Origin of the sequence: Bosea sp. PAMC 26642 (assembly GCF_001562255.1) — a bacterium.
Taxonomy (GTDB): Bacteria; Pseudomonadota; Alphaproteobacteria; order Rhizobiales; family Beijerinckiaceae; genus Allobosea.
This window is the reverse complement of record NZ_CP014301.1, coordinates 3,883,356-3,904,206: the sequence shown is the minus strand read 5'-3', so window position 1 is coordinate 3,904,206 and position 20,851 is coordinate 3,883,356. Positions and strand designations below refer to the sequence as shown.

The window sequence follows — 20,851 nt, the reverse complement described above, 5'->3', positions numbered from 1 at the left end:
CCGCAGAAAGCTATCTCGTCAATAGGATTAGTAGATCTGCTCGACCGGAAGTCCCAGCGCCATCGCGCCCGCATATTGGGCCTGCGGTCCCGGTTGCATCGGATGATAGCGTGCGGCCTGGATATCGCGGAACCGCCGCTCCAGTCTGGTTGCCCGGAAGAAGCCCGCGCCCCCGGCCAGTTCCATCGCCAGCTCGACCGTAGCGATAGCGTGCCGCGCGACGAGCTGCCGCCCCATCATCACGTCGTTGATGGTCGAAGCGGAGGGCGCGTTGAGACGCACCGCGGCGAGCATCCAGTCGCGTGCCAGCCGCGCCGCCGCGAGTTCGGTGTCCATCCGGCCGGCAAGCTGGATTGCGTGCTGGTTGGGCTGGCGGCGCTTGGCTGCCGCGATGGCGATGTCGCGTGCGCTCTCGGCGACGCCGAGATAGACCGAGTAGATCAGCGGGAAGGCGATCGTCGCGATGATGTGGAACAGCGGGTGCCATTCGCCTGCCTTGCGCCTGACCGAGACGGCGGTCTCGGGCACGACATGGCCTTCGATCGAGACGTCGTTCGAGCCGGTGCCGCGCATTCCGAGCACGCGCCAGTTGTCGAGCACCTTCACGTTCGGCGAGCTCATCGGGACGCCGAAATGCAGGACTGTCGGAGGCTGGCCCTCCTCCTCGAGAATCGCGCCGGTCATCAGGAGATCGCCGGCGGGCGAGCCGGACGAGAACACCTTGCGTGCCGTGATGCGATAACCGCCCTCGACCTTCTCGGCCTTGCCCGAGCCGCCGATCCAGTCGGAGCCGCCGCTCGACAGCAGGATGATCCGCTCCTGCGCGATGCGCCTGAGCAGCGGCTCGACCGGCATGGCCTTCTGATGGGTCCAGCGCCAGGCCGGGACCGCGACCTGATGGGTGTGCATCGAGAAGGCGAGTGCGGTCGAGCCGCAATGATAGGCGAGAATCCGAAGCATCTCCGCCAGTTCGTCGACGTCGGCGCCGCCGCCGCCGAGTTCGACCGGCACGCCGGCCTCGACCAGCCCCGAGGTTTTCAACAATGCGAAATTGTCGGCGACGAAGCTGTCCTCGTCGACGGCCTGCTCGGCGCGTCCTGCGAAGATCGCGCCGAGTTCGGTTGCGATCTCGGCGACGCTGCGCCGGTCCTGCGTCTTCATGTTCAATGCCGCGCTCGTGCTCATGGCGTCCTCCCTTATGAAACTTCGATGGCGGGGACGGTATCCAGCCGCTAAGCGGCGTTCCAGTTCACGAACTGTACTAGCGCACCGTAATCGAAACGGGTCGCGGCGGAAGAGATGCTGCAATTGCCTTTGCGACAGGGTAGGATGCCAACTGGTTTTACGTCCGGAGTTCTCACCGGCGCAATCATGATCCGGGGGTTCAATTGCCCGACAAAGCCGATCGTGGAAGCTACGGCCAGTTCTGTCCCGTTTCGATGGCGGCCGAAATCGTCTGCAGTCGCTGGACGGCGCTCGTGCTTCGCGAACTCCTCTGCGGCACGACGCGTTTCAACGATCTGCGGCGGGGCGTGCCGCGCATGTCGCCGTCGCTGCTCTCGAAGCGACTGAAGGAGCTGGAAGAAGCCGGCGTGATCGCGACGACCCCGTCCGGCCAGCCCGGCGTGATGAACTACCGGCTGACGGAGGCCGGGGAGGACCTGCGCGGCGTCGTCATGTCGCTCGGCTTCTGGGGGCAGCGCTGGGTCGAATCGTCGATGTCGCTGAAGAATCTCGATCCCTCGCTGCTGATGTGGGACATGCGGCGCGGCTTGGAGCCGTCGCCGCTGCCGCCCCGACGCTGCACGATCAACTTCATCTACCCGGAGCTGAGCGCCGATCGCAGATTGTGGTGGCTGGTGATCGACGGGGAGACGGTCGATCTGTGCCACACCAATCCGGGCTACGAGATCGACTTGTACGTGCGCAGTTCGCTGCGAACGATGACGGCGGTCTGGATGGGAATTTCGAAGCTCAGCACCGAGGTCGATGCAGGCAATATCCAGCTGACCGGTGACCAGACGATCGCCCGCTCGATCCACCAGTGGCTTGGCCTCAGCCCGTTCGCGAAGGGCGAGCGCAGGATGAACTGAAGCCGTTGACGTCAGTGCCGCTCATGGTACGAGGTCGTCTCCTCAGTTCCGCCCGATGCTCGCCCGCCTGGTCCTGACGAAACGAAGTCGACTACAATGCGTTGGCAGTCGACAGGCGGCGCGCAGCCGGTGTCTGCTCGCGTTTTTCCAAACCATGTCATTTTGCAGGACAGGCCTTTGCCCACCATGATCATCCGCCTCGCCTGCGCATGGGCAAGCGTGGCTTCGTTCCAGATTTTCGGAGCCGGCATTCTCGGACAGTTAGGAGCGCCACTGGTCTCGGTCGCGATCTTCCTGTGGCTGCTGGGTGTCATCATCTGGGCGGCCTTCGGCGTGGTCCATGAAGCCGAGATGCTCGCTGGGCGGCTCGGCGAACCCTACGGCACGCTGATCCTGACCCTGTCGATCGTGATCATCGAGGTCGCGCTGATTTCAGCGGTGATGCTGGGCGCCAAGGGTGCGCCGACCCTGGGGCGCGACACCATGTTCGCAGTGCTGATGATCGTGCTCAACGGCGTCGTCGGGATCGGGCTGCTGCTTGGCGGGCAGCGCCATTTCGCGCAGAGCTACAATATGAAGGGCGCCTCCTCCTATCTGGCGGTGATCATACCTCTGACGATCATCCCGCTGGTGCTCCCGAACTTCACCACCTCGACCAGCAACGGCACGCTGACGACGCTGCAGTCGATCAGCTTCTCGGTCTTCACCCTCGCGCTCTACGGCGCCTTCCTCGCGCTCCAGACCGGGCGGCACCGCTCGTTCTTCCAGGAGCCGACGCGCGAGCAGGCACCGGTCCCACGGACTGCCGGAGAAGACGGTATCTCCGAGGACAGCGATCACGGCTACGACGATCCGGGCGGCGCGACCTGGACGCATGTCGCGCTCCTGCTCGCCAATATCCTGCCGATCGTCGTTCTGGCGAAAAGTCTGGCGGCCGTGCTCGATTTCGGCATCATCAAGCTCGGTGCGCCGGTCGCGCTCGGCGGCATTCTGATCGCAATGGTCGTGTTCACGCCCGAATGCATCGCGGCGCTGCGCGCGATCACGGCGAACCAGCTCCAGCGGGCGATAAACCTGTGCCTTGGTGCGGCCGCATCGACGCTTGGACTGACGGTTCCGGCTGTGCTGGCGATCGGTCTGTTCACGGGCCAGGAGGTGGTGCTCGGCCTGTCCGGCACCAACATGATCATTCTGGCGATGACGCTGCTCTTGAGCACGCTGACCTTCACGGGCACCCGCACGACGATGCTGGAAGGTGCGGTGCATTTATCAGTATTTTTCGTTTTCGTAGTGCTGGTATTCAGCCCGTAGGTTCGATGTCAGTCGCGCGAATGTGTGGTTTATGGTCGGCACCAAAGCGTTAACCACGGCGTAGTATCGTCGCCAGCCGTCGATCATGGGCCGCGTGCCCGCTTCAGGAGACCAGTCGTCATGCGTTCCTTCCAGCGTTTCGCCGCCGGCCTCGGCCTTTCGCTCGTGGCGCTGACCGTCGCGGCCTCGGTCGCCGAGGCGCAGAGCCGTCGTGGCCCACTTCGCGTCATCGTCCAGAAGCGCAGCTATTTCGACGCTGGCAACGTCGTCGCCGTCGGCTCGCTGAACCGCTATGCCAGCCAGCATTTCGCCTCGGCCCCAGTCTATGCGAGCACCGGCGGTCTTTATGGCGAGGACGTGCTGCCGGGCCGGATCGGTGCGGGCCGCAATCCCTTCGCAGACACCTTCGAGACGCCGCGCTTCTGAGGCGCGATCGGCTAAGTAGGATTCTCGACAGTACTGAAATTCACGACCGTCATCCCGGGCTTGACCCGGGATCCATGTCGGAGCGGTTCAGGCATGGATCCCGGATCTCCGCTTCGCTGCGTCCGGGATGACGGTATGGGTCGGCGCGAACCGTCAAACGTTCAAGGCAACGCCTTGAGATAGCGCACCGGCCGCCCCGGCGCCGCAGCCTGCGCCGCGTGGACGATCGCGTTGGCGTCGATGCCGAAATGACGGTAGAGATCGGCGACCGTGCCGGTCTGGCCGAAATGCTCGACGCCGAGCGCCTTCTGCCTGTGGCCATGCACGCTGCCGAGCCAGGCCAGTGTCGCCGGGTGGCCGTCCAGCACCGAGACGATGCCGCAATCGCGTGACAGATCTCCGAGCAGCCGCTCGACATGGCTCGTGGCCTGATGGTTGCCACGCTGGCGTGCCCGTTCGGCCGCCTGCCAGCCGGCATTGAGCCGATCGGCCGAGGTGATCGCGAGCAGCCCGACATCGCGCCGATCCTCGCCCAAAAGGCCGACGGCCTCGATCGCCTCGGCCGCGACTGCTCCAGTATAGGCGATGACGACCGAGGCGTTCGGTCCCGGCTTCCTCAGCCAATAGGCGCCGTCGATGATCTCGCTTTCGAGTTCCGGCGTCATCACGCGCTTGGGCTGTTCGAGTTGCAGCGTCGAGAGGCGCAGATAGACCGAGCCGCCGGTCTCGTCGCGCAACCAGGTGCGCTCGTCGGGGTCACCCTCGCCATCCTTCTGCATGTAATCGAAGGACCAGCGCATCATCACGGCAAGCTCGTCGACGAAGGCCGGTTCGAAGGCGCAGAGCCCGTCCTGGCTCATGCCGATCAGCGGCGTCGCGATCGACTGATGCGCCCCGCCTTCGGGCGCCAGCGTGACGCCGGACGGCGTTGCCACCACCATGAAGCGGGCATCCTGGTAGCAGGCATAGTTTAGCGCATCGAGACCGCGCGAGATGAAGGGGTCGTAAAGCGTGCCGATCGGGATCAGACGCTCGCCGAAGATCGAATGCGACAGGCCCAGCGCCGACAGGTTGATGAACAGGTTCATCTCGGCGATGCCGAGTTCGACATGCTGGCCTTGTGGCGAGAACTCCCATTTCTGCATCGAGGGAATGCGCTCGTCCTTGAAGGTGTCGGCCATCTCCGCCTTGGCGAAGAGCCCGCGCCGGTTCACCCAGGGGCCGAGATTGGTCGAGACCGTGACGTCGGGCGCCGTCGTGACGATGCGGTCGGCCAGCGGCCCGCCGCGCTTGGCGAGGTCGTCCAGCACCTTGCCGAAACCCATCTGCGTGGACATGTGCGGCTGGATGCCGGCTTCGAGCTTTTCCGGGACCGGGAGCTTCGGTGCAGTCTTGCGGCGCCGGCCTTGGGCGAAGAACGGCACTTTGTCGAGGAAACCGCGGATTTCGGCTTCCGGCAGCGACAGGCCCTCGAACAGGTCCCATTCATGGCCGGGCCGGACGGCGTTGGCGCTCTTGAAGCCCTCCATCTGCTCCTTGGTCATCAGGCCGGCATGGTTGTCCTTGTGGCCGGCGAGCGGCAGGCCGAAACCCTTGACGGTGTAGGCGAGGAAGCAGACCGGCCGGTCGTGGTCGATGGCCTCGAAGGCTTCGAGAATCGAGGGCAAATCGTGCCCGCCGAGATTGCACATCAGCTTCGAGAGTTCGGCGTCCGAGCGGGCCTCGATCAGCTTCGTAACCGGCCCTTGATCGCCGAGGTCGTCCATCAGGCGCTTGCGCCAGGCCGCGCCGCCCTGGAAGGTCAGCGCCGAATAGAGCTGGTTCGGGCAGGAATCGATCCAGGCCTTCAGACGCTCACCGCCTGTCTCCTTGAACGCCGCCTGCTGGATAGAGCCGTATTTCAGTGTGACGACGTCCCAGCCGAAATTCCGGAACATCTGCTCGAAACGGTCGTAGAGTCCTTCGCGGATAACGGCGTCGAGCGATTGGCGATTGTAGTCGATCACCCACCACGTATTGCGCAGGCCGTGCTTCCAGCCCTCCATCAGGGCTTCGAAGATATTGCCCTCGTCGAGCTCCGCATCGCCGATCAGCGAGATCATGCGACCTTCCGGCCTGTCGGTCCCCCAGCCATGGGCCCGGACGTAATCCTGCGTCAGCGACGAGAATAGCGTCTGCGCGACACCGAGGCCGACCGAACCGGTCGAGAAATCGACGTCGTCGATGTCCTTGGTACGCGAGGGATAGCTCTGCGCACCCTTGTATCCCCGGAAATTCTCCAGCTTCTCGCGGGTCTGCAGCCCCATCAGATAATTGATCGCGTGGAAGATCGGCGAGGCGTGCGGCTTCACGGCGACACGGTCCTGCGGTTTGAGCGCGGCCATGTAGAGCGCCGTCATGATCGTGCAGAGCGAAGCCGACGAGGCCTGATGCCCGCCGACTTTCATGCCGTCCGTACTCTGGCGCAGATGGTTGGCGTTGTGGATCGTCCAGGAGGCGAGCCAGAGGATCTTCTTGTCGAGCTCGGCCAGGAACGGCAAACGGGGGTCTTGGGGCAGGCGGGGATCGGACATGGCGGGTCTCACGGCGGTCATGGGCGCGACCGTTCGAAGTCGGAACGTCGCACGGCAAATCGTAGCGGCATCATGCATGTTTTGGGCGAGGATGGCAGCCGAAGTCTCGTCGCCGGGCAGGGCCTGACAAATCGCGAGGTCGAACGCTCAGCGCCGAATTGCCACAGGCCGGCCTCTTGCATTGTGCGCTGCAACATACGATCTGGGACGAGAGTTAGGGAAGACACGCCTCCTGGTCGGTTGCGCAGCGATCCACGCTGTTTCAGGAGATGACATTGGCACATTCCAAAAAGGCCGGCGCAACGACCGGCACAGGCGAAATCCGCCGGCTCTGGCCCGCGGAGCGCGCCCTCTTCACGGCACATCTGCTTCGGCTCGACGCGACCACGCGCCGCGAACGCTTCGGCACGGCCGTCAACGACGATTTCCTCGTCAACTACGCCGAGACCACGTTCGGGGTCGGCGGGCTGGTCTATGCCTATGTCGAAGCCGGCGAAGTGCGTGGCGCAGCCGAGCTGCGCGGGCTTGAGGACATCGTCGCCCAGACCGGCGAGGCTGCCTTCAGCGTCGAACGGGACTGGCGGCGCCAGGGCATCGGCGAGCAGCTGTTCAGCCGCCTGATCACGGCCGGGCGCAATCGCGGTATCCGTACGCTCTACATGACCTGCCTGCCCGAGAACGCCGCGATGCGCCGGTTCGCGCACAAGTTCGAGGCCGATCTCGTCGGCGGCTATGCCGATGTCGAGGGATCCGTCTCGACCGGTGGGCCGACGGCCTTCACCATCCTCGACGAGGCGTTCGACAATGCCCGGGGCTTCGCGACGCTGGCCCTTTCGCTGCAACGCAAATTCTGGCGGCCGGCCTTCTTCGGCCGTTCGTCGCGCGCCTGACAAGGTCGCACGCCGCTCCAACCGATGGCAGGTTACCGATTGAGCGAGAGCGCGGCGCCCGACTTCGTCACGGCGCCGTTCATCGCGCCGCCGTCGCTGGCCCGCAGCCGCGCCACGACCGAGCCGCCCTGCTGGTAGAGATAAACCTCGCCGTCGCGGAAATCCCAGGCATTGACCTTCTGAAGATCCCGATTGGCGCAGCCCGAGGCATTGGCGCGATAGAGATCGAGGCTCGGCGCGCTGGAGAGCTGGACGCGGCAGGAGGTTCCTGTCGCCTCCCGTGCAGTCCAGTTGCCGATGACGCCGTCGCGCGACGACACCGCGCCGCGCGCGCTGCCGGTGCCCGCACCCAGCGTCGCGATCTGGCCGCCTCCACCGCGCAAAGTCGGGACGTCGCTTGGGCGATCGACCGGCGGCGGCGTCGAAATCTGCGGCGCGCCCGGAGCCGGCTCGTAGTACGGATCCTGCGGAGGCGGCAGGGATCCGGGCGCCGAAGCCGACGGATAGCCGCCCGGCGGAGGCAAAGGTTGCGTCATCACCGGCGCCGATTCGATCGGCGGCGCCGGCTGCAGCATCGGCTGGCCATAAGTCTGCGGCGCGTAGCCTGCCGAGTCGAAGCGCTGCGAACCGGTACAGGCGGCCAGCACCAGAACAGGCATCAGGCCGGCGGCCCTGAAAGCCGTGCTCCAGGAATTTGTCTTCATCGTCATGCTGCGCCCGTTCCGGTCATCGTCCATCATATCCTGCGCGATCATGCGGTGTGGTGGCTGAACGGCGCATGAGCGCGATCGCTCGCTCCTGATAGCCCAGCCGGGCCGATTTGCGAACCTTGGCGCAGCGATCTGGTTCCCGGCAACGCGCGACGGCATGGTCGAGCGCGTGACGCAGCCCTCAAGCCTCCGCCCGCCAGGGGTAGCTCCAGGTCTCGGTCAGCGTCTTGTCGCCGCTCTTCAGGAAGGCGCGCATCTCCGCGAGCTGGCCGGGCTCGACGACGATGTCGATGAAGGCGCGAAAGCCCATCGTCTTGGGGTTGGGCACGATGAAGGCGCGGTCGATCCGGCCATAGGCGATCGAGGGCACGATCTCGACCTTGTCGGGCTGCCTGAGATGGTATTCGAGGTCGCCGCCTGCGAAGTCGACGATGAAGCGGCGCGCGCCCGCCGTCACGGCCTCGCCCGAGCCGAGCGCCTTGGGCCTGGCCTGATAAGTGTTGATGGCGCGCCCGCCCGGATGCAGGTCGTCGCTGTCGAGCATCGCGGTCAGCTTGTAGCCGAAGGAGAATTCGCGGCCGGGTTCGAGCGGCGCCTTCGGTGCCCAGAGCGCGACGATGTTGTCGTTGGTCTCGTCCGTCGTCGGCATCTCGATCAGTTCGACGACGCCTTCGCCCCAGTCGCCCTGCGGCTCGATCCAGTAGGAAGGCCGCAGTTCGTAGAAGAGGTCGAGATCCTGGTAGTGCTCGAAGGTCCGGTCGCGCTGCATCAGGCCGAAACCGCGCGGATTGCGCTCGACGAAGGATGAGACCGCCTGCTGGCGTGGATTGCGCAGCGGGCGCCAGATCCATTCGCCGGTACCGGAATGAATCATCAGCCCGTCGGAATCATGCAGCTCCGAGCGGAAATCCTCATGAAAGCGTCGGTCGTTCTCACCTGTGAAGAACATCGAGGTCAGCGGCGCCAGCCCCAGCTTCTCGATCGGGCGGCGTGGAAACAGCGTCACGCTGACATCCATGACGCTGTCGACGTCGGGATAGATGTGGAACCGGTACGCGCCGGACACCGAGGCCGAATCGAGCAGCGCATAGACGGTGACGCGCTCGGCATTCGCCGCGGGCGCCTCGATCCAGAACTCCCGGAACATCGGGAACTCCTCGGCGGGCAGGCCGGCGCCGATCGCCAGACCGCGCGCCGAGAGGCCGTAGCGCTGATGGCGCCCGAGCACGCGGAAATAGCTCGCGCCGATGAACGAGATCAACTCGTCGAGCACGCGCGGATCGTTCAGCGGATAGTGCAGCCGGAAACCGGCGAAGCCGAGATTGACCGGCAGGGGCTTCTCGAACTTGACCCGGCCGTAATCGAACAGGCTGGCGGAATAAGGTACCGGCGTCGGCACGCCGTCGCGCACGACATTGACCACGACCGGCCGGGTGAACAGGAAGCCGGGGTGGAACATCTGCATTCTGAAGCCGGACCCGTTCTGGGCCAGCAGCGCGCGATCGGGACGGAAACGGATGTCGCGCCAGGAATCGAAATCCAGCCGCGACAGGGGCTCGGGCAGAGTGGGGCCCTGCTCATATGGCACGGCCGCGATCTCGCGGGCGCGACGCACGACATCCTCGAAGCCGAAGCGCGGCTGCGGCGGCGCAGGCGCGGGCGGCTGCGGGGCAGGCTGCTGCGCCAGCAGGGCCGATGGCGCCACCGAGAGGCTGAGCGCGGCGGCAAGTCCGGCCAGGAGATGGCGGCGGTTGGTGTTTGTCATGGGAGACGGAAATCCAGTGGTAACGGGCCGCGAAGGCTTATTCAGTCCAGGGACTTAGGCGATGAATTGGCGCCGGTCTAGGGCGGGCAGGGAGCTAGGCGATCCTGAGGGCGGTATGGCGCGCGATCATGTCGAAGTCGCGGTCCTGATGGAGGAGTTCGTAATTTCGTTCGATGCAGAAGGTTGCGATCAGAAGGTCGATCGTCTTGCGGATCGTGACGCCCCGGCTGCGCAAGAGCCGCGCATGACGAGCGGCGGATACAGCGATCGTTTCATCAACCATCCGCTGGACCTTGAAGCGCCGCAGCGAGCGCTCGAGTCGATCTGCGTGCCTCTCGTCGCGAGCCCCTCGCAGCACCTCCATTAGAACGAGATCGCCCACCACGATGTAATCAGGCGTGTCCATTTCGGCGAGCTTTGCCGCTGCGCGGGTGTCTTGCGAGCGGAGTTGCGCGATCCAGACCGAGCTGTCGACGACGATCATGGCAGCGGATCGAAAACCCGGCCTTCACGCATTTGGTCGAGGTCGCCCTCCCAGCCGAGGCCATGCATCTCGGCGATCACCTTCTTCAGATCGGCGTTCCTGACGATTCTGCGAAGTGCTTCCTCGACCGTTGCCTTCTTCGTCTGAAGTCCAGTGATCTCCATCGCTTCCTTCAGCAGGGCGTCGTCGATCTCGATGTTGGTCCGCATCTCCGTCTCCGATGTGTAGACAGCGACGATCATATACACATCCGATTCGAGGTTCAATCTCGGCGATGCGGATCGTCACGTCGTTGACAGCCCGCGGGCGGCTTTCCTATCATTTTGCCCATGGCCGGATGCAGCCAGCCGCTCGCGCCCTCAGGGCATGGTGAATGCATCCTCGGCGGCGTCCGTGATCCCGATCGTTCGGCGGACGGCAATCAGCAAGGCGAGCCCTGATCGTTTCGTCCTCCACGAGAAGGATCATGATGATGCGCAGCTTTCGCGATGCGAAACTGATGGCCAAAAGTCTCCGCGAGACTCTTGCCGCCCGGCAGGTCGCGCTGTCCCACTCCGAAACCCTGGAAATCGTTGCCAGGCAGTTTGGCTATGCAGACTGGAACACTGCCTCCGCAAGCTTCGGCGAGTACCGTGACGTGGTGGGGGAGGCGCAGTCAGATTCGTCCGGCATCAGCCTCGAGATGGGCATTCCCATCCTGCGGATCTTCGATGTCGGGAAGGCGCAGGAATTCTATCTCGGCTTCCTCGGCTTCAGCATGGACTGGGACCATCGCTTCGGCCCGAACTTCCCGATCTACATGCAGGTCTCACGCTCCGGGCTGAAGCTGCATCTGTCCGAGCATCACGGCGATGCCAGCCCCGGCTCGAACGTCTTCGTGCGGATGAAGGGCGTCGACGCCTATCGCGCCGAGCTGATCGGCAAGCGCTACTCCTACTCCAAGCCGGGCATCCAGGAGGACGGTCCGGGCGGGCGTATGCTCGAAGTGCCCGATCCGTTCGGAAACCGCATCCGCTTCTGCGGATAGCCGGTTGGTCGGCCGAGCTTTCTCCGGGCCGGCGTTCGCTAAAAAATCCCGGTCCTGCGCTCAGAAAAAACTTGTAGTGCCGGGCCGCAATCCGTATATGCCCTCTACCCAATTCGCACGTGCCTGTGGCCGCGTGTCAGTCGGTGGGCATCCGGACAAGAGGCCGGACAGCCGCCAGGAGTTGGAGGACGGATGGAGGGGGATGGACATCCCCTCGAATCACGCCTCCCGGTTCCTCCCAAGGGAACTGCTCTCCGAACAGCGACTGGCAGCCGGAGGCGAAACCGGCGAACCCCGAATCTCCACGGGGGACGCAGCTTAAAGCAACGACGGAACGGGCTTTTTTTGGTCTCGCTGGTCCTCCAAAGACCAGCACCGAAGAGGCTTGTCCTTCATTGCCGGGCGTGCGGGGTTCATCTCCCAAGCGACGGTTATCAAAGTCCGGACGTTTCGTTCGGCGTATCTCGGCGTTTCCAACGCGCCGTGGTTCGCTCGATCGACTCAAGCCGGCTTCATGTCGCATCGGCGCCGCTTGCGCCGGAGGGAGACGCGTCTCATGACCGAGCGCATCCGTGAGTTTCTTCGCACCCGCCGTGAGGATGGGCCCTGCGTCGTCATCGATCTCGATGTCGTCAGAGAGAACTATCATGCCTTCTCCCGGGCTCTCCCCGACACGCGCGTGTTCTACGCCGTGAAGGCGAACCCGGCCCCGGAAGTGCTCGCTTTGCTGGCTAAGCTCGGCTCCTGCTTCGATTGCGCCTCGGTCGTCGAGATCGAACTCGCGCTGGCCGCCGGTGCGACCGCCGACCGCATCTCCTTCGGCAACACGATCAAGAAGGAGCGCGACGTCGCCCGCGCCATGGAGCTCGGCGTGCGCCTCTTCGCCGTCGATTGCACGGCCGAGGTCGAGAAGGTCGCCCGTTCGGCTGACAAGACCGGCGCGACGGATGTGCGTATCTTCTGCCGCATCCTCTGCGACGGAGCCGGCGCCGACTGGCCGCTTTCGCGCAAGTTCGGCTGTGTGCCCGAAATGGCCGCCGACGTGCTCGAACATGGCCATCGCCTCGGCCTGACCGCGCATGGCATCTCGTTCCATGTCGGCTCGCAGCAGGCCAACATCAACGCCTGGGACTCCGCGCTGGCCTCGGCCTCGTCGGTGTTCAAGGAGTGCGCGGTGCGCGGCATGTCGCTGTCGATGGTCAATCTCGGCGGCGGCTTCCCGGCGCGCTATCTGCGTCCGATCCCGGGCGTCCCGGCCTATGGCGATGCGATCTTCCAGGCGCTGTCGAAGCATTTCGGCAACCGCCTGCCGGAGACCATCATCGAGCCGGGCCGCGGCATGGTCGGCGATGCCGGCCTGATCGAGACCGAGGTCGTCCTGATCTCGAAGAAGGCCAAGGACGATCAGGTCGCCTGGGTCTATCTCGATATCGGAAAGTTCAACGGTCTCGCCGAGACCATGGACGAGGCGATCCGCTATCCGATCCGCAGCGCCCGCGACGGCGATGCGACGGTTCCCTGCGTGCTCGCCGGCCCGACCTGCGATTCGGTCGACGTCATGTACGAGAAGACCCCGTACATGCTGCCGTTCAGCCTGGAGATCGGCGACAAGCTGCTGATCGAAGGCACGGGCGCCTATACGACGACCTACTCGGCCGTCGCCTTCAACGGTTTTCCGCCGTTGAGGCAGTACGTCATCTGACGTGAATTCAAGGGGCCTGCCGTCCCTTGCATCAAATCGGGTCCGGCGAAGCGCCCTGTCATGATCGGCAGGCCGCCCGACGGTTTTCAGGCGGAGCGTCCTAGCCTCCAGAATGGAGTGCTGCGGCCGTGGCTCCCGCCGGACCCTCTTCCACACATCCCTTGAGTCTTGTGGCCGCGCCTGCGCGGCGCCGGGAAGGTCCGCGACAGCGGGCGCTCCGGCCGGAGGTGCGTCATGATCACGATTCGCGACGAGGTCGCTGCCGATATTCCCGCCCGCGAGGCGCTGCTCGACCGTTGCCTGGGCGAGCGCCGCACCGCGAAGTCGAGCGAGCGGCTCCGCGCGGGTCGTTTGCCGGCTGAGGGCCTTGCATTGACGGCCGAGCGCGACGGCGTCGTCGTCGCGACCGTCCGGCTCTGGCATGTCGAGGTCGGCGGCAAGGCCGCGCTCCTGCTCGGTCCGCTCGCCGTTTCGCCGGAGCTTCAGGGCGAGGGCCTCGGCCGCGCCATGATGCGGGAAGCGATCTGGCGCGCGGCCTGCCGCGGTCATGGTGCCGTGCTGCTGGTCGGTGACGCGGCCTATTACGAGCGCTTCGGCTTTTGCGGCGACTTGACCCGAGATCTCGCCATGCCCGGCCCCGTCGAACGCGAACGCTTCCTCGGCCTCGAATTGCGCGATGGCGCGTTGGCCTGTGCCGCCGGGGTTCTCGTCGCGACCAGCCGTCCTGACCAAGCCGCCCCGCTGGCGGAGCCGGCGCGCCGCGCCGCCTAAGGATAACTGCGACAGCCCCGGCGAATCGCCGGAGCCGTCACGCATCCGTCATCGATCCGTAACCGCTTCGTCGTCCTGCCCCGCCATGACCCCCGCCAAAGGTAGGGGTGCATGGCGCAGGCGACGATCACGGCGGGCAGGGCGAGGGAATGGAGCGCGCCGCGCTGGCGGCCGCGCCAGACCACCGTGCTCGCCTTCGCGATGCTGGCGCCGTCGCTGCTCTTTCTGGCGCTGTTCACCTATTGGCCGGTTGTGCAGGTCCTGTGGCAGTCGTTCCACGGACAGATCCGCGTCGGCGGCCCGCAGGCCTATGTCGGGTTCGACAATTTTCTCAAGCTCTTCGCTGACCCCGCCTTCCGGAAGGCGCTGGCTAACAACCTGGTCTATGCGCTTGGCACGGTGATCCCCAGCCTCGTGCTGGCGCTGGGTTTTGCCATGGCGCTGGTGAAATCGAGCCGCGTCAACGCGCTGTTCCGGGCCCTGTTCTTCCTGCCCGTTCTGATCCCGCTGGTCGCCGCCGCCTCGATCTTCCTGTTCCTGTTCCTGCCCAATGTCGGCTTGCTCGATTACCACCTTGCCAAGCTCGCCATCTCCGGCCCGAACTGGCTCGGCGATCCCGACATCGCGCTCTGGTCGATCATGGCGCTGACGATCTGGAAGAACGCCGGCTACTACATGCTGTTCTTCCTCGCCGGCCTCCAGGCCGTCCCGGCGGACGCCTATGAGGCCGCGATCCTCGACGGCGCCGGGCCGTGGCAGCGGCTGCGCTATGTCACCCTGCCCTATCTCAAGCCGACGATCGGCTTCGTCCTGGTCATCGGGCTGCTCAATGTCGTCACCCAGGTCGATCATGTCTTCGTCCTGACCAAAGGCGGCCCGTCCGATTCCACCAACCTGTTGCTGTTCTACGTCTACCAGCAGGCGGTCGAGAACTACGACGCCGGACGCGCTGCGGCCGGCACGCTGGTCATGCTGGCGCTGCTGCTCGCCGTCACCGCCTCCTCGCTGCGGACGCTGGAACGCTCCTTCGGGGAGAAGGAGCCATGAGCGCGGCCAGCATCAGCCAGGCCAGCACCGGCGTCGCCACCGGCGAGATCACGCCGAAGCTCGGCTATGCCGCGACGCTGCTGATCGCGGCACTCTGGATGGTGCCCTTCATCTGGATGCTGATCGCGGCCTTCAATCCCGAAAGCATCGGCGCCGGCATGGCCTCGCTGGTCCCGTCCTATGTCCCGACGCTGGCCAATTTCCGGGAGGCCTGGGCTTCGGCCGACTTCCCGCGCTACGGCCTCAACACGACGATCATCAGCCTCGGCATCCTCGCCGTGCAGATCGTCACGATCACGCTGGCCGGCTACGCCTTCGCCAGGCTTGAGTTTCCGGGCCGGACGCTCTGCTTCTACCTCTTCCTGCTGCAGCTCATGCTGGCGCCCGTCGTGCTGATCGTCCCCAACCTGACGACGATCGCGAAACTCGGCCTCTATGACAGCCTGCTCGGCGTGATGGCGCCCTATTTCGCCTCCGCCTTCGGCACCTTCCTGATGCGCCAGGCCTTCCGCGCGATCCCGCGCGAGCTGGAGGATGCAGCCCTGATCGACGGCGCCAGCGTCTTCCAGCGCATCGGCTTCATCTATCTGCCGTTGGCCAAGCCCTCGCTCGTCGCCTTCTCGATCGTCTCGGTCACCGCCCATTGGAACGAGTTCCTCTGGCCGCTGATGGTGATCAACTCGCCCGATCTGCGCCCGCTCACCGTCGGCCTCGCCTCCTTCACGCGCGGCGCCGAGGGCGCGCAGGCCTGGGGCGTGATCGCTGCCGGCACCCTGATGGTCAGCGCGCCGCTGCTGCTCGCCTTCGCGCTGTTCCAGCGCGCCTTCGTCAACTCCTTCGTCTCCTCCGGTATCAAGTAAGGAAAAACCATCATGACGACCACCCGCCGCAGCCTGCTCGCAGGCGCCGCCTTCGCCGCCAGCTTCGCGCTCTCGCCCGCCTTCGCCCAGGCCCCGACCGAGATCGAGCTGTTCTTCCCGGTCCCGGTCGACGGCCAGCTCGCCCGCGACATGGCGGCCCTGCTCAAGGAGTTCAACGAAAAGAACCCCTCGATCAAGGCGACGCCGGTCTATACCGGCTCCTATGACGAAACGCTGATCAAGACCCGCGCCGCGATGAAGGCCGGCAAGCCGCCGGCCGCCGTGATCATGTCCGCCAACTTCCTGCTCGACCTCAAGATCGAGGGCGAGATCCAGTCGATGGACGCGCTCATCAAGGCCGACGGCAAGAACAACGACCAGTTCATGGGCCAGTTCTTCGATGCGCTGCATGGCAACGCCGTGCTCGACCGGCAGGTCTATGGCGTGCCCTTCCACAACTCGACGCCGCTGCTCTACGTCAATACCGATCACCTCAAGGAAGCCGGCCTCGACCCCGACAAGCTGCCCGCGAATTGGGAAGAGCTGGTCGCCACCGCCAAGAAGCTGACCAAGCGCGACGGCGACCGCGTCACCCGCTGGGGCATGATGATGCCCTCGAACTATGATTACGGCGGCTGGATCCTGCAGGCCCTGACCCATTCCAATGGCGGCCAGTGGTTCAATGCCGAATATGGCGGCGAGGTCTATTACGACACCCCGTCCATGCTCGGCGCGCTGACCTTCTGGTCCGACCTCGTCGCCAAGCACAAGGTTCATCCGGCCGGCGTGCAGGCCGGCGGCGCGGTTTCCGGCGCCTTCCTGTCGGGCCAGGCCTCGATGATGCTGCTCTCGACGGGCTCGCTGACCCATATCCGCAACAATGCGAAATTCCCCTACAAGGTCGCCTTCGTCCCCAAGAACGTCCGCAACGAAGTGCCGATCGGCGGCGCTTCGCTGGTCATCCCGACCGGTGTCGAGGGCGAGCGTCGCAAGGCCGCCTGGACGCTGATCAACTGGATGACCTCGCCTGAGAAGTCCGGCTGGTGGAGCCGCGCCACCGGCTATTTCGCCCCCAACAAGGCCGCCTACGACACGCCCGAGATGAAGGAGTTCATCGCCAAGAACCCCGACGCCGGGATCGCGGTCAGCCAGCTCGCCTTCGCCAAGCCCTGGTTCGCCACCTACAAGACCGTGCCCGTCCGCAAGGCGATCGAGGACGAACTCGCCGCGGTGCTGTCGGCCAAGAAGACGCCGAAGGAGGCGCTGGTCGCTGCCCAGAAGCAGGCCGATGAGATCATGCGGCCTTATGTCGAGCAGACCGCGCTGAAGCTGCCGACGAACTGAAACTCTACTCCGGTGGCCGTCTGACGCGGCTTTCTGCGCTTCCGGTGCTCACGGACAAAAGTCCGCTCCGCTCCGGTTCTCGAAAGCCACGCCAGTCAACTCACCGGAGCGAGTTTCGAGCCGGACCTTGAAGCCGCCTTCATACGCTGGATCGTCATGCTCGGCCCCGGCCATGACGATCGGCTGTCATTTCCGAGACCCATCATGCTCATCGCCCAGATCACCGACCTGCATATCCGCCCGCGCGGCAAACCCGCCTATCGCGTCTCCGAGACCAATGCGCTGAGCGAACGCGCGCTGGATGTCGTCGCCAGGCTTTCGCCCCGCCCCGATCTGCTGGTGATCACCGGTGATCTGACCGATTGCGGCCTGGCCGAGGAGTATGCCGTCCTGCAGGCGATGCTGAGCCGGCTCGACATGCCTGTTTTGGTGGTGCCGGGCAATCATGACCGGCGCGAGACGCTGACCGCAGGCCTTGCCCTGGATCCAAGGCAGGTGCTCGACGGCGGCTTCGTCCAGTTCGTCGCCGATATCGGGCCTATGCGGCTGATCGGGCTCGATACGCTCGTGCCGGGACAGAGCGCCGGTGCGCTGTGCGCGACGCGGCTCGCCTTCCTCGATCAGGCGCTGGCGGGGGCAGGTGACCAGCCTGTTGCGATCTTCATGCATCATCCGCCCTTCGCCTGCGGCATCGCGCATATGGATGCGATCAGGTTGCTCGACGGGGCAGAGGCCTTTGCTGCCATCGTCTCGCGCTATCCCAACATCGAGCGCATCCTGTGCGGCCATCATCATCGGCCGATCGTGACGCGCTTTGCCGGCACCATCGCGCAGATCGCGCCCAGCGTGACGCACCAGGTGACGCTCGACCTCAGCGACGACGGTGCTGCGACGTTCCACATGGAGCCGCCGGCCTATCTGCTGCATTCGTTCCGGCAGACTGCCGGCTTCGTGACCCATACCGCCTATGTCGAGCGTTTCGCTGGCCCCTACCCCTTCGTCCTTGACGCGGACTATCCGGGCAGCCACTGACCCGGAGATACGGCCCTGGTGTGATTGACGCGGCAACGCTTCGCCCATACGAGCCGGAGATGGCTTGCGCAGCCACCGCCCCGGCAAGCGCCCCCAAGAAGGAGACAACCCGAGAATGAGCAACTGGCCCGTATACGGAAAGATCACCGGCCCGATCGTGATGATCGGCTTCGGCTCGATCGGACGCGGGACGCTGCCGCTGATCGAGCGGCATTTCGAATTCGACAAGAGCCGTTTCGTCGTCATTGCGCCTGACGATTTGAACCGCCACCTCCTCGACGAGCGCGGCATCCGGTTCATCCAGGAAGCCGTTACCATCGACAACTACAAGACGATGCTCGAGCCGCTGCTGACGGCAGGCGGCGGGCAGGGCTTCTGCGTGAACCTGTCCTGCGACACCGGCTCGCGCGACCTGATGGAATTCTGCTCCAGTCTTGGAGCCCTCTATATTGATACGGTCAACGAGCCCTGGCTCGGCTTCTATTTCGACGAGAGCAAGGGTCCGGGCGAGCGCTCGAACTATGCGCTGCGCGAGATGACGCTCGCCGCCAAGCGCGCCCGCGCGCCCGGCTCGCCGACCTCGGTCTCCTGCTGCGGCGCCAATCCGGGCATGGCCTCCTGGCTTGCCAAGAAGGCACTGCTCAACCTCGCCGCCGATATGCGCTTGAATGTGCCCCAGCCGACGACCCGCGAGGAATGGGCCGCGCTGATGCAACATGCCGGCGTCAAGGGCATCCATATCGCCGAGCGTGACACGCAGCGGTCGCGCAATCCCAAGCCGCCGGGCGTCTTCGTCAACACCTGGTCGGTCGAGGGCTTCATCGCCGAAGGCGTGCAGCCGGCCGAACTCGGCTGGGGCACGCATGAGACGTGGATGCCCGACAACGCCCGCACCCACGAAACCGGCTCGCAGGCCGCGATCTATCTGATGCAGGCTGGTGCCGAGACCAAGGTCAGGAGCTGGTGCCCGACGCCCGGTCCGCAATACGGCTTCCTCGTCACACACAATGAGTCGATCTCGATCGCCGATTACTTCACCGTCCGCGACGAGAGCGGCAAGGCCGTCTACCGGCCGACCTGCCACTACGCCTACCACCCGCCCAACGACGCGGTTTTGTCGCTGCACGAGATGTTCGGCAATGCCGGCCGCCCGCAGGAAGAGGAGCACATCCTGGAAGAGGACGAGATCGTCGATGGCATCGACGAACTCGGCGTGCTGCTCTACGGTCATGAGAAGGGCGCCTACTGGTTCGGCTCGCAGCTCTCGATCGAGGAGACGCGCACGCTGGCTCCCTATCAGAGCGCGACCGGCCTGCAGGTGACGTCGGCCATCCTCGCCGGCATGGTCTGGGCGCTGGAGAATCCGCGCGCCGGCATCGTCGAAGTCGAGGAGATGGACCTCAACCGCTGCCTCGAGATCCAGATGCCCTATCTCGGTCCGGTGAAGGGCTATTATACGGACTGGACCCCACTCGACGGCCGTCCGGGGCTGTTCCCGGAGGACATCGACGCCAGCGATCCGTGGCAGTTCCGGAATATTCTGGTGCGGTGACGAATGGGTCGCTGCAGCTGGCCGTCAATTGTCTTGGCGCGCCTCTATGCGAGCCCGACCATGACGAGACGGGTGCGCCGACATTGACATGGTGATGCGTCAGACCTGACGCGTCACCATCATCATCTTCACTTCGGCAATCGCCTTGGCGGGGTTCAACCCCTTCGGGCAGGCATTGGCGCAGTTCATGATGGTGTGGCAGCGATACAGCCGGAACGGATCTTCCAGATTGTCGAGCCGCTCGCCGGTCGATTCGTCGCGGCTGTCGATCAGCCAGCGATAGGCCTGCAGCAGGGCAGCAGGGCCGAGATAGCGGTCGCCGTTCCACCAGTAGCTCGGGCAGGAGGTGGTGCAGCAGGCGCACAGGATGCACTCGTAGAGACCGTCGAGCTTCTCGCGATCCTCTTTCCCTTGCGCCCATTCCTTCTCCGGCGACGGCGTCGTGGTCTTGAGCCAGGGCTCGATCGAGGCGTGCTGGGCGTAGAACTGCGTCAGGTCCGGCACCAGATCCTTGATCACCGGCATATGCGGCAGCGGATAGATCGCGACCCGTCCCGCATTCTTGCCCGTCCCGCCGCACTCGTCGATGCCGGTGGTGCAGGCGAGCCCGTTCTTGCCGTCCATGTTCATCGCGCAGGAGCCGCAGATGCCCTCGCGGCAGGAACGGCGGAAGGTCAGCGTCGGGTCGATCTTCGACTTGATCCAGATCAGCGCGTCGAGAACCATCGGTCCGCAATCCTCGCGGTCGACGAAATAGGTGTCGGTGCGCGGGTTCTCGGTATCGTCGGGGCTCCAGCGATAGACCTTGAACTCGGTCAGCTTGCCGGCGCTGGCGGGCTTCGGCCAGGTCTTGCCCGCGACGAGGCGGGAGTTCTGCGGGAGATTGAATTCGGCCATGACTTAGTCGTCGTCCTCGTCGTCGAGCGCACTCATTAGATCGTTGTTTTCTTCGATCCGAAGCATTCTGATGTCCCGGACCGAAGGCGTAAACCAAGAGTACTTCTTTGCCAGTCTTTGGACGACCGTGACGCAGCGCACTGCATCAACCGAGTCATTTCCAAAATAAGTGCTGCCCTGCTTCCATTCGAAACCACGAGCCGTCAAATAGCTTCGTACATCCGTGTAGGCGTTCCGCCAGGATTGATTGGGATAAAGCTGTTCCAGAGTTTGCGTGTCAAAATCGAAGACGATCGCGTACATGCGCCCTCCGCCTCCCCGGTTGTGTCCAATGGTCGCTAAAGGACGCATGAACGCGATCTCTCCC

The 20,851-nt window shown here is 64.8% G+C and carries 20 protein-coding genes; 12 read left to right on the top strand and 8 right to left on the bottom strand.

Going from position 1 to position 20,851, the window contains the following annotated elements; all coding sequences use genetic code 11:
• Positions 1–27 precede the first annotated feature (27 nt).
• Positions 28–1,185: an acyl-CoA dehydrogenase family protein gene (locus AXW83_RS18795; protein ID WP_066615885.1), complete on the bottom strand. Its 1,158-nt coding sequence runs from the start codon at positions 1,183–1,185 to the stop codon at positions 28–30.
• Positions 1,186–1,439: 254 nt separating this feature from the next.
• On the opposite strand from AXW83_RS18795, the gene AXW83_RS18790 reads away from it, so the two are divergent.
• From AXW83_RS18790 to AXW83_RS18780, 3 genes are all read left to right on the top strand, one after another.
• Positions 1,440–2,093, top strand: coding sequence for a winged helix-turn-helix transcriptional regulator (locus AXW83_RS18790; protein ID WP_066615881.1), 654 nt, complete (start codon positions 1,440–1,442; stop codon positions 2,091–2,093).
• Positions 2,094–2,279: 186 nt separating this feature from the next.
• Positions 2,280–3,404 carry a calcium:cation antiporter gene (locus AXW83_RS18785; RefSeq protein WP_066615879.1) on the top strand — a complete coding sequence of 375 codons (1,125 nt, stop codon included), beginning with the start codon at positions 2,280–2,282 and terminating at the stop codon, positions 3,402–3,404.
• Between the two features lie 120 nt (positions 3,405–3,524).
• Positions 3,525–3,830, top strand: coding sequence for a hypothetical protein (locus AXW83_RS18780; protein ID WP_066615876.1), 306 nt, complete (start codon positions 3,525–3,527; stop codon positions 3,828–3,830).
• 161 nt (positions 3,831–3,991) lie between these two features.
• Here AXW83_RS18780 and AXW83_RS18775 read toward each other — a convergent pair whose 3' ends face one another.
• Complete coding sequence (locus AXW83_RS18775; RefSeq protein ID WP_066615874.1) at positions 3,992–6,403, bottom strand: transketolase-like TK C-terminal-containing protein; 2,412 nt, start codon at positions 6,401–6,403, stop codon at positions 3,992–3,994.
• Between the two features lie 275 nt (positions 6,404–6,678).
• On the opposite strand from AXW83_RS18775, the gene AXW83_RS18770 reads away from it, so the two are divergent.
• Positions 6,679–7,293, top strand: coding sequence for a GNAT family N-acetyltransferase (locus AXW83_RS18770; protein ID WP_066615870.1), 615 nt, complete (start codon positions 6,679–6,681; stop codon positions 7,291–7,293).
• Between the two features lie 32 nt (positions 7,294–7,325).
• Here the strand turns inward: AXW83_RS18770 and AXW83_RS18765 are convergent, their stop codons facing one another.
• From AXW83_RS18765 to AXW83_RS18750, 4 genes are all read right to left on the bottom strand, one after another.
• Positions 7,326–8,003 carry an AprI/Inh family metalloprotease inhibitor gene (locus tag AXW83_RS18765; RefSeq protein ID WP_236841714.1) on the bottom strand — a complete coding sequence of 226 codons (678 nt, stop codon included), beginning with the start codon at positions 8,001–8,003 and terminating at the stop codon, positions 7,326–7,328.
• Positions 8,004–8,184: 181 nt separating this feature from the next.
• A complete protein-coding gene (locus AXW83_RS18760; RefSeq protein WP_066615868.1) occupies positions 8,185–9,768 on the bottom strand; it encodes an OpgD/OpgG family glucan biosynthesis protein in 1,584 nt (527 codons plus the stop codon).
• Positions 9,769–9,862: 94 nt separating this feature from the next.
• Positions 9,863–10,252 (bottom strand): type II toxin-antitoxin system VapC family toxin, encoded by a 390-nt coding sequence (gene vapC / locus AXW83_RS18755; RefSeq protein WP_066615865.1) that lies wholly within the window; start codon positions 10,250–10,252, stop codon positions 9,863–9,865.
• On the bottom strand, positions 10,249–10,494 hold the full coding sequence (locus tag AXW83_RS18750; RefSeq protein WP_442855198.1) for a type II toxin-antitoxin system VapB family antitoxin: 246 nt from the start codon (positions 10,492–10,494) through the stop codon (positions 10,249–10,251). Before AXW83_RS18750 ends, vapC begins: the two co-directional genes overlap by 4 nt.
• A gap of 230 nt (positions 10,495–10,724) precedes the next feature.
• Here AXW83_RS18750 and AXW83_RS18745 point away from each other — a divergent pair, with 230 nt between their 5' ends.
• From AXW83_RS18745 to AXW83_RS18710, 8 genes are all read left to right on the top strand, one after another.
• Positions 10,725–11,279 (top strand): glyoxalase superfamily protein, encoded by a 555-nt coding sequence (locus tag AXW83_RS18745; RefSeq protein WP_066620824.1) that lies wholly within the window; start codon positions 10,725–10,727, stop codon positions 11,277–11,279.
• A 556-nt stretch (positions 11,280–11,835) separates the two neighbouring features.
• Positions 11,836–12,981, top strand: a complete 1,146-nt coding sequence (locus AXW83_RS18740; protein WP_066615863.1) for a type III PLP-dependent enzyme — start codon at positions 11,836–11,838, stop codon at positions 12,979–12,981.
• A 234-nt stretch (positions 12,982–13,215) separates the two neighbouring features.
• Positions 13,216–13,752, top strand: a complete 537-nt coding sequence (locus AXW83_RS18735) for a GNAT family N-acetyltransferase (protein WP_066615861.1) — start codon at positions 13,216–13,218, stop codon at positions 13,750–13,752.
• Positions 13,753–13,953: 201 nt separating this feature from the next.
• Entirely contained in the window at positions 13,954–14,799 is an 846-nt protein-coding gene (locus AXW83_RS18730) for a carbohydrate ABC transporter permease (protein ID WP_066620820.1), read from the top strand.
• Positions 14,796–15,659 carry a carbohydrate ABC transporter permease gene (locus tag AXW83_RS18725; protein ID WP_066615859.1) on the top strand — a complete coding sequence of 288 codons (864 nt, stop codon included), beginning with the start codon at positions 14,796–14,798 and terminating at the stop codon, positions 15,657–15,659. Before AXW83_RS18730 ends, AXW83_RS18725 begins: the two co-directional genes overlap by 4 nt.
• Positions 15,660–15,671: 12 nt before the next feature.
• Positions 15,672–17,003, top strand: a complete 1,332-nt coding sequence (locus AXW83_RS18720) for an ABC transporter substrate-binding protein (RefSeq protein WP_066615857.1) — start codon at positions 15,672–15,674, stop codon at positions 17,001–17,003.
• Between the two features lie 204 nt (positions 17,004–17,207).
• Positions 17,208–18,035, top strand: coding sequence for a phosphodiesterase (locus AXW83_RS18715; protein WP_066620813.1), 828 nt, complete (start codon positions 17,208–17,210; stop codon positions 18,033–18,035).
• Between the two features lie 115 nt (positions 18,036–18,150).
• Entirely contained in the window at positions 18,151–19,587 is a 1,437-nt protein-coding gene (locus tag AXW83_RS18710; protein WP_066615855.1) for a homospermidine synthase, read from the top strand.
• A gap of 99 nt (positions 19,588–19,686) precedes the next feature.
• Here the strand turns inward: AXW83_RS18710 and AXW83_RS18705 are convergent, their stop codons facing one another.
• Together AXW83_RS18705 and AXW83_RS18700 are read right to left on the bottom strand one after the other, a co-directional pair.
• Positions 19,687–20,484, bottom strand: coding sequence for a succinate dehydrogenase iron-sulfur subunit (locus AXW83_RS18705; protein WP_066615853.1), 798 nt, complete (start codon positions 20,482–20,484; stop codon positions 19,687–19,689).
• Between the two features lie 3 nt (positions 20,485–20,487).
• A complete protein-coding gene (locus tag AXW83_RS18700) occupies positions 20,488–20,787 on the bottom strand; it encodes a virulence factor (protein WP_066615852.1) in 300 nt (99 codons plus the stop codon).
• Between the last annotated feature and the right edge of the window lie 64 nt (positions 20,788–20,851).

What these genes read in the sequence shown, in the direction of transcription:
- AXW83_RS18730 (WP_066620820.1), top strand. Translation starts at nt 13,954, where the DNA reads ATGCTGGCGCCGTCGCTGCTCTTTCTGGCGCTGTTCACCTATTGGCCG.
- AXW83_RS18715 (WP_066620813.1), top strand. Translation starts at nt 17,208, where the DNA reads ATGCTCATCGCCCAGATCACCGACCTGCATATCCGCCCGCGCGGCAAA.
- AXW83_RS18745 (WP_066620824.1), top strand. Translation starts at nt 10,725, where the DNA reads ATGCGCAGCTTTCGCGATGCGAAACTGATGGCCAAAAGTCTCCGCGAG.
- AXW83_RS18780 (WP_066615876.1), top strand. Translation starts at nt 3,525, where the DNA reads ATGCGTTCCTTCCAGCGTTTCGCCGCCGGCCTCGGCCTTTCGCTCGTG.
- AXW83_RS18705 (WP_066615853.1), bottom strand. Translation starts at nt 20,484, where the DNA reads ATGGCCGAATTCAATCTCCCGCAGAACTCCCGCCTCGTCGCGGGCAAG.
- AXW83_RS18750 (WP_442855198.1), bottom strand. Translation starts at nt 10,494, where the DNA reads ATGATCGTCGCTGTCTACACATCGGAGACGGAGATGCGGACCAACATC.
- AXW83_RS18710 (WP_066615855.1), top strand. Translation starts at nt 18,151, where the DNA reads ATGAGCAACTGGCCCGTATACGGAAAGATCACCGGCCCGATCGTGATG.
- vapC (WP_066615865.1), bottom strand. Translation starts at nt 10,252, where the DNA reads ATGATCGTCGTCGACAGCTCGGTCTGGATCGCGCAACTCCGCTCGCAA.
- AXW83_RS18795 (WP_066615885.1), bottom strand. Translation starts at nt 1,185, where the DNA reads ATGAGCACGAGCGCGGCATTGAACATGAAGACGCAGGACCGGCGCAGC.
- AXW83_RS18785 (WP_066615879.1), top strand. Translation starts at nt 2,280, where the DNA reads ATGATCATCCGCCTCGCCTGCGCATGGGCAAGCGTGGCTTCGTTCCAG.
- AXW83_RS18740 (WP_066615863.1), top strand. Translation starts at nt 11,836, where the DNA reads ATGACCGAGCGCATCCGTGAGTTTCTTCGCACCCGCCGTGAGGATGGG.
- AXW83_RS18790 (WP_066615881.1), top strand. Translation starts at nt 1,440, where the DNA reads ATGGCGGCCGAAATCGTCTGCAGTCGCTGGACGGCGCTCGTGCTTCGC.
- AXW83_RS18735 (WP_066615861.1), top strand. Translation starts at nt 13,216, where the DNA reads ATGATCACGATTCGCGACGAGGTCGCTGCCGATATTCCCGCCCGCGAG.
- AXW83_RS18725 (WP_066615859.1), top strand. Translation starts at nt 14,796, where the DNA reads ATGAGCGCGGCCAGCATCAGCCAGGCCAGCACCGGCGTCGCCACCGGC.
- AXW83_RS18700 (WP_066615852.1), bottom strand. Translation starts at nt 20,787, where the DNA reads ATGTACGCGATCGTCTTCGATTTTGACACGCAAACTCTGGAACAGCTT.
- AXW83_RS18720 (WP_066615857.1), top strand. Translation starts at nt 15,672, where the DNA reads ATGACGACCACCCGCCGCAGCCTGCTCGCAGGCGCCGCCTTCGCCGCC.
- AXW83_RS18765 (WP_236841714.1), bottom strand. Translation starts at nt 8,003, where the DNA reads ATGACGATGAAGACAAATTCCTGGAGCACGGCTTTCAGGGCCGCCGGC.
- AXW83_RS18775 (WP_066615874.1), bottom strand. Translation starts at nt 6,403, where the DNA reads ATGTCCGATCCCCGCCTGCCCCAAGACCCCCGTTTGCCGTTCCTGGCC.
- AXW83_RS18760 (WP_066615868.1), bottom strand. Translation starts at nt 9,768, where the DNA reads ATGACAAACACCAACCGCCGCCATCTCCTGGCCGGACTTGCCGCCGCG.